The organism is Terrisporobacter petrolearius (assembly GCF_020748185.1).
GTDB classification, from domain to species: domain Bacteria; phylum Bacillota; class Clostridia; order Peptostreptococcales; family Peptostreptococcaceae; genus Terrisporobacter; species Terrisporobacter petrolearius.
In genome coordinates, this window is record NZ_JAHZMO010000042.1 from 21,280 (window position 1) to 29,195 (window position 7,916).

Sequence of the window (7,916 nt, forward strand, 5' to 3'; positions counted from 1 at the left end):
TAAGGTGAAAAATAATAAAATTAATAAGATTATATTAATTATAATGAGCATATGTATAATTTTGCCTATAATAAATTTGATAATATGGTCCTTTACGGAAAGATGGGCCTGGCCTGACTTATTACCACAGTGTTGCTCATTAAGGGCACTAAATGAAATTTTTTCTAGAAAAAGTGAAATGATTCAACTATTTGCATCCAGCATATTACTTTCTTTTGTAGTTGCCATATTGTCAGTTATAATTGGTATTATGACTGCTAGAGCTTTTGTATTTTACGATTTTAAATTTAAAAAACAACTTTATTTTTCGACTTTATTGCCATTTTTAATACCATCCACAGTGTTTGCTATGGGAATACATGTAATGTTTATAAAATGGGGATTAAGTAATAGTATTTTGGGAGTTATTATTGTTCACTTAATTTACTCTCTACCTTATGCAACAAGACTCTTGATGGATGGAACAATGGCTATTGGTAATAAACTTGAAGAACAAGCTCAGGTTCTTGGAGCTACACAATTTCAAGCTTTCACTAAAACAACTTTGCCTATTTTGTCTCCAGTTATTTTATCATCCATTAGTATGTCATATATAATATCTTTTAGTCAGTATTTTTTAACATTGCTAATAGGTGGTGGCAAAGTTAAAACCTTTGCCATTGTAATGTTTCCATACTTATCAGGAGGAGATAGAAATATGGCATCCACGTATTCTTTAGTATTTTTAGGTATAACAATAATAATATTTAGTGTTTTTCAAGTTGCAGTTTCTAAAATTAATAAAAATATAAGCAGAGACTTTTATGGTATATAGGAAATAGGTGAAATAAATGAGTTTAAGATTAGAAAATTTAAAAGTAAATATGGGAGGAAATGAAATCCTTCATAATATAAATTTAGATATGAACAGTGGAGAGTTTATCTCTCTTTTAGGTCCTTCAGGTTGTGGTAAAAGTACTTTGTTAAAAACTATAGCAGGATTAAATGATTTACAAGAAGGTAGAGTGGTTTTACTTGAAAATGAAATTCAAAACATATCTCCTGAAAAAAGAGGAACAGTAATAGTTTTTCAAGACTTAAGGTTATTTCCTCACTTATCAGTGGAAAAAAACATTGCCTTTGCCATGGATTTAAATAAAATTAATAAACAAAAGCAAAAAGAAGTTGTAAGTAAATTACTTAAAAACGTTCAGTTAGAAGGATTTGAAAAAAGAAAAATAAAAGAACTGTCAGGGGGACAGATGCAAAGGGTAGCCCTTGCTAGAGCACTTGCTGCAAATCCCAATATACTGCTTCTTGACGAGCCATTTTCTGGTTTAGATGAAAAGTTACGACTTGAAATGGGGCAACTTGTGAAAAAACTTCAAAGAGAAAATAATATGACAATGATATTAGTTACTCATGACAAAAATGAGGCATTACAGCTCTCTGATAGAATAGCTCTTATGATGCACGGTGATATAATTCAGTATGATAAACCTTATAATATTTATAGTTCACCTATTTCAAAAGAAGTGGCTGATTATTTTGGCAGAAATAACTACTTTGTAGGGGAAGTTGTGAAAAATATTTTTAAATGCCGTAACTTTAAATTAAATTGTGATAAAAAAGATGGTAAGTATGAAATTATGGTTAGACCATCAAGTATAGAAATAGATGAAAAGAAAAAAGACTATGAAATTAATGAAATTATATATATAGGAGATTTTGTGGAATTTGTTTTAAGGAAAAACAAGGAAAAAATATTGGTGAAATCTAGTTCTAAAATTTTAAGTAATAACAATATAAAAGTAAATAATAAAGTAGGAATAAAAATAAGAGAGGAAGAAGTTTCTTTCTTTAAATTTGAATAAAAGAGGATTAATTATGAAAAATATAATATTTGATTGTGACAATACTTATGGAGTACCAGATTGTGATGTAGATGATGGACTTACATTAATATATTTACTGGGAAATAAAGATGCAAATCTATTAGGAGTAACTACTACTTATGGAAATAATAAGGTGGAAGTAGTTTATCCAAATACTTTAAAGATGATAAAAGAATTAAAAGTTGATAATCTGCCTGTTTTTGAAGGAGGAAAGGATCCAAATGATTTAGATAATAAGGCAAGTGATTATTTAGTGAAAATGGCAAATGAATATGACGGAGAATTATCTATACTAGCAACAGGGTCTTTGACTAATCTCTATGGAGCTTATCTAAAAGATAATAATTTTTTTGAAAAAGTCAAAGAAATCGTTTTAATGGGAGGAATAACTGAGCCATTAATATTTGCTAAAAGACAAATGGATGAGTTAAATTTCTCTTGTGATCCGATAGCAACGTATACTGTTTTAACAAAAGGTAATAATGTTTCTGTAATTACTGGAAATAACTGTTTGAAGGTTCTTGTTACGAGAGATGACTACGAAAGAGAGTTAAGTGATTATACAAATCCTATAGTACCATATATAAAAAATAGTGTAGATTATTGGTTTGATTATAATTTAGATAAATTTGGAATTGATGGAACGTATAATTGGGACGTTACTGCTGCAGTTTATTTAATGAGACCAGAATTATTTAAAAAAAATATGTACAAAATGAATTTAACTGTTGAAGATTTAGAAAGAGGATTTTTACATATTAATGGAGAAAATAATTGTACTTTGAACCTTCCTACAATAGATAATGAAGAGCTTTATAACAAGGATATTTACAATACATGGAAAGGTGTTGAAATATAAAAAAAAGGTAAAATAAGCAAATGAACATAATAATTATAACAATTGTATTATTATATAAGCATTAAGTATAATGGTGTTTTGCATCTAAATAATAGAGCAAATTAGAACCTTAAATTTAAATTTAAATTTTACTAATAATTTTACTTAGAATAGTTTAGACTAATAAGTGAAGTTAGATTGACATAAAGTAATAAAAAGGAGAGAAAACGTTGACATAAATAGAAAACGTTATTATAATTAAACACGTGACAATAAATAAAAACTGAGGAGGAAGAGATAATTATGAAGAAAAAAATAGGATTAGTGCCTAAACTGATTTTAGGAATTATTGTAGGGATTTTATTAGGAAGTTATGCTCCAGAGGTTTTGGTTAGAGTATTAATTACTGCTAGTACTTTATTTTCAGCATTTTTAAAATTTGTAATACCATTTATAATAATTGGATTTGTAACAGCAGGAATAGCCGACCTAGCAACAGGAGCAGGGAAATTATTAGGAATAACAACAGGGATAGCTTATGGATCTACAATAGTAGCAGGTACAGCAGCTTTCTTAGTTGCATCAACAATATTCCCAGCATTTATTGATTCAAGTGTAGCATCACAAATAGGAGATCCAGAGGCAGGAATGCTATCTCCATTCTTTACTATACCACTAGAACCAATGGTAGATGTGACAGCAGCAATCGTTTTTGCATTTACAATAGGCCTTGGTATATCATCACTTAGAAATAATGGAAAAGGCGAAGCTTTACATAAAGTATTCCAAGAATTCCAAGAGATTGTAACAAAAACTTTAGCAACTGTAATAATACCATTATTGCCAGTATATATAGCAGGTACTTTTGCAAATATAACTTATGCAGGACAAGTTGGGGCAATCTTAGGAGTATTCTGGAAAGTATTCCTTATAGTAATACCAATGCATTTAATATACTTAGTAATACAATTTACAGTGGCAGGAACAATATCTGGTAAAAATCCATTCAAAATGCTAAAAAATCAAATACCTGGTTATTTAACAGCAGTAGGAACACAGTCTTCTGCAGCGACTATTCCAGTTAACGTTGAATGTGCAAAAAACAATGGAATAAGTAAAGAAATAAGAGAATTTTGTGTGCCACTATGTGCAACAATTCACTTATCTGGATCAATAATATCAGTTACATCATTTGCAGTAGCAGTATTAATGATGAATAATATGGACTTTGGATTTGGAGTAATGTTACCATTTATATTAATGTTGGGTATAGCTATGGTTGCAGCACCAGGTGCACCAGGTGGAGCTATAATGAGTGCATTACCATTTTTACCTATGATAGGAATACCATCTGATGGTGGTCTTGCAAGTTTAATGATAGCATTATACTTAACTCAAGATAGTTTCGGAACAGCTGCAAACGTATCAGGAGATAATGCAATAGCAGCGGTAGTTGACCATATAAACCAAAAAATGAATAAAAAAGAAAAATTCAAAAAAATTGTTTAATATGAATTCATATATTTGATCAAATAAGTTAAACATAAATTAACGAAAAAGAAGGTATCCTAAAATTATTTTTAATTTTAAGATATTTTCTTTTTTATTATAAAAGAAAATTATAATTATTTATATCTCAAAAAAATCCTATTTTTAATTATAAATACAATACTATTAATTAACTTACTTATGTAACAGATTTTAAATTTATGATATTATAATAAGGTATAAAAATTAAAGAATATTTATACTTATTATAATTTAAAGTGTGTTTTAGTATGGAGGGAGAACTTACAAATGATAAAAGCGCAAATAAGAGATCAACTTATAAAAGGATTAACTGATGATAATGTTATAGATTTATTTCAACGTAACATGATGCCTCTTAACCAGCTTATGTCTTATTATCGTTGTGCAATTATGGAAGTGGAAACAAAATTTAAAGTATTGAATGAACAATTTTCCCTTCAATATGATAGAAACCCAATAGAAACAATAAAATCAAGACTAAAGTCCCCTGAGGGCATAGTAAAAAAATTAAAGCGTAAAGGATATCCATTTTCTCTTGAATCAATAGAGGAAAATATAAATGATATTGCAGGTATAAGAGTAATTTGTTCTTTCACAGAAGATATATATTTACTGGCCGAATGCTTATTGCAACAAGATGATATAACTTTAGTAGAAGTTAAGGATTATATAAGACATCCAAAGGAAAGTGGATATAGAAGCTTGCATTTAATTATAGAAGTTCCAATTTTTTTAGAAAATGAAAAGAAAAATATGAAGGTTGAAGTTCAGTTAAGAACTATAGCTATGGATTTTTGGGCAAGCTTAGAGCATAAGTTACGTTATAAAAAGGATATACCTCAAGAAGAAGCAGATATTCTTGCTAAAAACTTAGTAGAATGTGCTGAAATTAGCGCTGACCTTGATAATCGTATGGAGCAGATAAGAAATAAAATATTGAAAAATAGTTAGCAATTTAAGTCATATGGGTATATATCCATATGACTTTTTATTTTGAAAATTTTAATTACATTTTAAATTATTATTTATATATAAACTGAAATGAATAATACTAATTATAATAAAGTACATAAAACTTAGGAGGAAAAAATTATGGATTTAAAAGAAATAATGCAATATAATACTTTTGTAGTGTTAGGAGATACATTAAATGAAGAAAAATATGCTTATAAGATAAAACATGAGCTGATAAATAGCAATTATAAAGTATATTCTGTTGGAAAAGAACTAAAGTCTATTAATGATATTGATGAAGAAATAGATATAATTGATTTATGTATTAATCCTCCTGCAGGAATAAAATTATTAAAAGAAAATAAAAAGAAATTTAAAGGTGTTGTTATACAACCAGGAGCAGGCAGTGATGAAATTATTAAATTTTTAGATGAAAATAATTATGATTACATAGATGGATGTTTGTTGGTTGGAATTAGACTTTACTCTAAGTAAGATGAGCATTAAAAAAATTTATAATAAATTTAATAAAAATAATGTTAAGAGCCTAATTTAATTTAGGCTCTTTTAAGTTTTGAAATGAAATTTATAACAAAACCTTATTCAGTATTTGTCATAAAAAAGCTATACTTATATTGTTGATTAAAAAAATGTGAAAAAATGTAGAAATGATAAGGAGAGACAGATGAAATTATTTAAGACAAACAAATTTAAATCATTATTATTAGGGGGAACATTGTCTTTATCATTATTCTTTGGAGGATGTTCTAGTAGTACGACAACTTTAAGTACGCTAACTGGTTCTAACACTACTCAAGATAAAAATAATAATTACAGCACATATAATAATAGTTCAGTACCAAAAGGATCAGCGGAAGCTTCTATAGAACGAGTTGTTGATGGTGATACAATGAAGGTAAAATTAAAAGATTCTGAAGGGATAGTTACATTAAGATTATTATTAATAGATACGCCGGAGTCTGTAAAGCCTGGTGTAGATCCACAACCATATTCAATAGATGCATCAAATTTTGCCAAAAAATTGCTTCAAGTAGGAGATAAGGTATATATTGAATATGATGAAGGGGATAAAACTGATAAATATGATAGACATTTATGCTATTTATGGTTTTACGACAAAGAAGATAAAAGTTGGAAGATGTTCAATGAAAAAATTGTAGAAGAAGGCCTTGCAAGAGTTGGTTATATTTATTCTCAAAGAAGGCACTTAGACACTTTATATAAAGCTCAAGATAAAGCTAAGGTAAGCAAGCTAAATATATGGTCAGTAAATGGATATGTTACAGACAAAGGTTTTGATGTAGATACATATAATAATAAGAGCTCTATATCAAGTAATAGTAGCTCTATTAATAATAAAAGTCAGAGTAATTCAGATGAAACTGTATATGCAAATGGAGGCAATTCAAGCTCAAATAAATATCATTCTTCTGAACATGCACACGGAATGAAGGGAGCTATTAAAATGACTGAATCACAAGCTAAATCAAAGGGATACAAAGCATGTGGATTATGTTATTAATAAGTTAAACAAATTTTATATGGAAATAGTAGATTTAAAATATATTAAGTATAAAAAGATTTAAATAATTATCTATTATATAAAACTTATAAAAAATGGGGTGAATATTGTGAGTTATTTTTTAATATTGGAATTTATATTTTTTATTGGAAGTATTGTAGGGTGGGTAATAGAATTAATTTTTAGAAGATTTTTCTCTGGAGCAAACCCAGAACGAAGATGGATAAATCCAGGATTTTTAATAGGGCCGTATTTGCCTCTTTATGGAATTAGTTTATGTATATTGTTTTTATTGGCTCAAATAAATATTAAATTTATAAACGATGAGTATGTAGAGGAATTAGTTCTGTTTACTATTATGGCCTTAGTTGTTACTTTTATTGAATATTTAGCTGGAATTATTTTTATTAAACAGATGAATATAAAGTTATGGGATTATACAGATGAACATTGTAATATACAAGGTATTATTTGTCTTAAATTTTCGTTTTTTTGGGTAATTTTAAGTGCAATATATTATTTTTTGATTCATCCTTATATACTAGAATCTCTTTATTGGCTATCAAATCATTTATCATTTTCTTTTATAATGGGATTTTTCTACGGTGTATTTGTAATAGATGTATGCTACTCTTTGAAAATTATGGTTCACATAAGGAAATTTGCAAATGACAATGAAATAATTGTTAAGTATGAGTTATTAAAAGAAAATATTAGAAAAAGAAATGAAGAATTGATTGGTAAGAAAAAATTTATTTTTGTAATGCGATTGGGAAGAGAGGAATATCTGAAGCATTTAAAAAACTATAAGGAAGAGTTAAATAAGAAGCTATAATTTAAAACTGAAATTGGATTCTTGCAAATTTGTGGAATGTTTATTAAACCATATTAGGTGTGTAGATAAAAAGTTAAGGTATGGTTTATTTGATCCATACCTTAACTAAAACTACTATATAAACCTACTTTCAGAAAAATCTAACTGATTATTTTAATTAAATATATTAAAAAGCAAGCTGTATTTTAAACTATATAATTATATCTGTTCAATCAAAGAGTCTGGAAACATAATTGTGTATTCTTCAAAAAAAATACAAATTAAATAGTAATAATTTAGTTATATTCAGGGGCCATGATTTTCATAATCATGGCCTTTTGTAATTAAATTTTCCATTTTTGC

The 7,916-nt window shown here is 27.5% G+C and carries 8 protein-coding genes; all 8 read left to right on the forward strand.

All coding sequences use genetic code 11. The features are described 5' to 3' along the window. Window positions 1–4: 4 nt before the first annotated feature. The 8 genes from K0040_RS16670 (at window position 5) to K0040_RS16705 (ending at window position 7,574) form a co-directional block, all read left to right on the forward strand. The gene (locus K0040_RS16670; RefSeq protein WP_331476346.1) at window positions 5–814 is read left to right on the forward strand and encodes an ABC transporter permease; all 810 of its coding nucleotides are present in this window, start codon (window positions 5–7) and stop codon (window positions 812–814) included. Between the two features lie 16 nt (window positions 815–830). Continuing rightward, window positions 831–1,853 (forward strand): ABC transporter ATP-binding protein, encoded by a 1,023-nt coding sequence (locus tag K0040_RS16675; RefSeq protein ID WP_228109875.1) that lies wholly within the window; start codon window positions 831–833, stop codon window positions 1,851–1,853. A 13-nt stretch (window positions 1,854–1,866) separates the two neighbouring features. Further along, the gene (locus tag K0040_RS16680; RefSeq protein WP_228109876.1) at window positions 1,867–2,733 is read left to right on the forward strand and encodes a nucleoside hydrolase; all 867 of its coding nucleotides are present in this window, start codon (window positions 1,867–1,869) and stop codon (window positions 2,731–2,733) included. A 282-nt stretch (window positions 2,734–3,015) separates the two neighbouring features. Next, a complete protein-coding gene (locus K0040_RS16685) occupies window positions 3,016–4,221 on the forward strand; it encodes a dicarboxylate/amino acid:cation symporter (RefSeq protein WP_228109877.1) in 1,206 nt (401 codons plus the stop codon). A 288-nt stretch (window positions 4,222–4,509) separates the two neighbouring features. Continuing rightward, the gene (locus K0040_RS16690) at window positions 4,510–5,193 is read left to right on the forward strand and encodes a GTP pyrophosphokinase (RefSeq protein ID WP_228109878.1); all 684 of its coding nucleotides are present in this window, start codon (window positions 4,510–4,512) and stop codon (window positions 5,191–5,193) included. A gap of 141 nt (window positions 5,194–5,334) precedes the next feature. After that, window positions 5,335–5,691 (forward strand): CoA-binding protein, encoded by a 357-nt coding sequence (locus tag K0040_RS16695; RefSeq protein WP_228109879.1) that lies wholly within the window; start codon window positions 5,335–5,337, stop codon window positions 5,689–5,691. 190 nt (window positions 5,692–5,881) lie between these two features. Further along, on the forward strand, window positions 5,882–6,739 hold the full coding sequence (locus K0040_RS16700; RefSeq protein WP_228109880.1) for a thermonuclease family protein: 858 nt from the start codon (window positions 5,882–5,884) through the stop codon (window positions 6,737–6,739). A 109-nt stretch (window positions 6,740–6,848) separates the two neighbouring features. After that, complete coding sequence (locus K0040_RS16705) at window positions 6,849–7,574, forward strand: putative ABC transporter permease (protein WP_228109881.1); 726 nt, start codon at window positions 6,849–6,851, stop codon at window positions 7,572–7,574. Window positions 7,575–7,916: the final 342 nt, after the last annotated feature.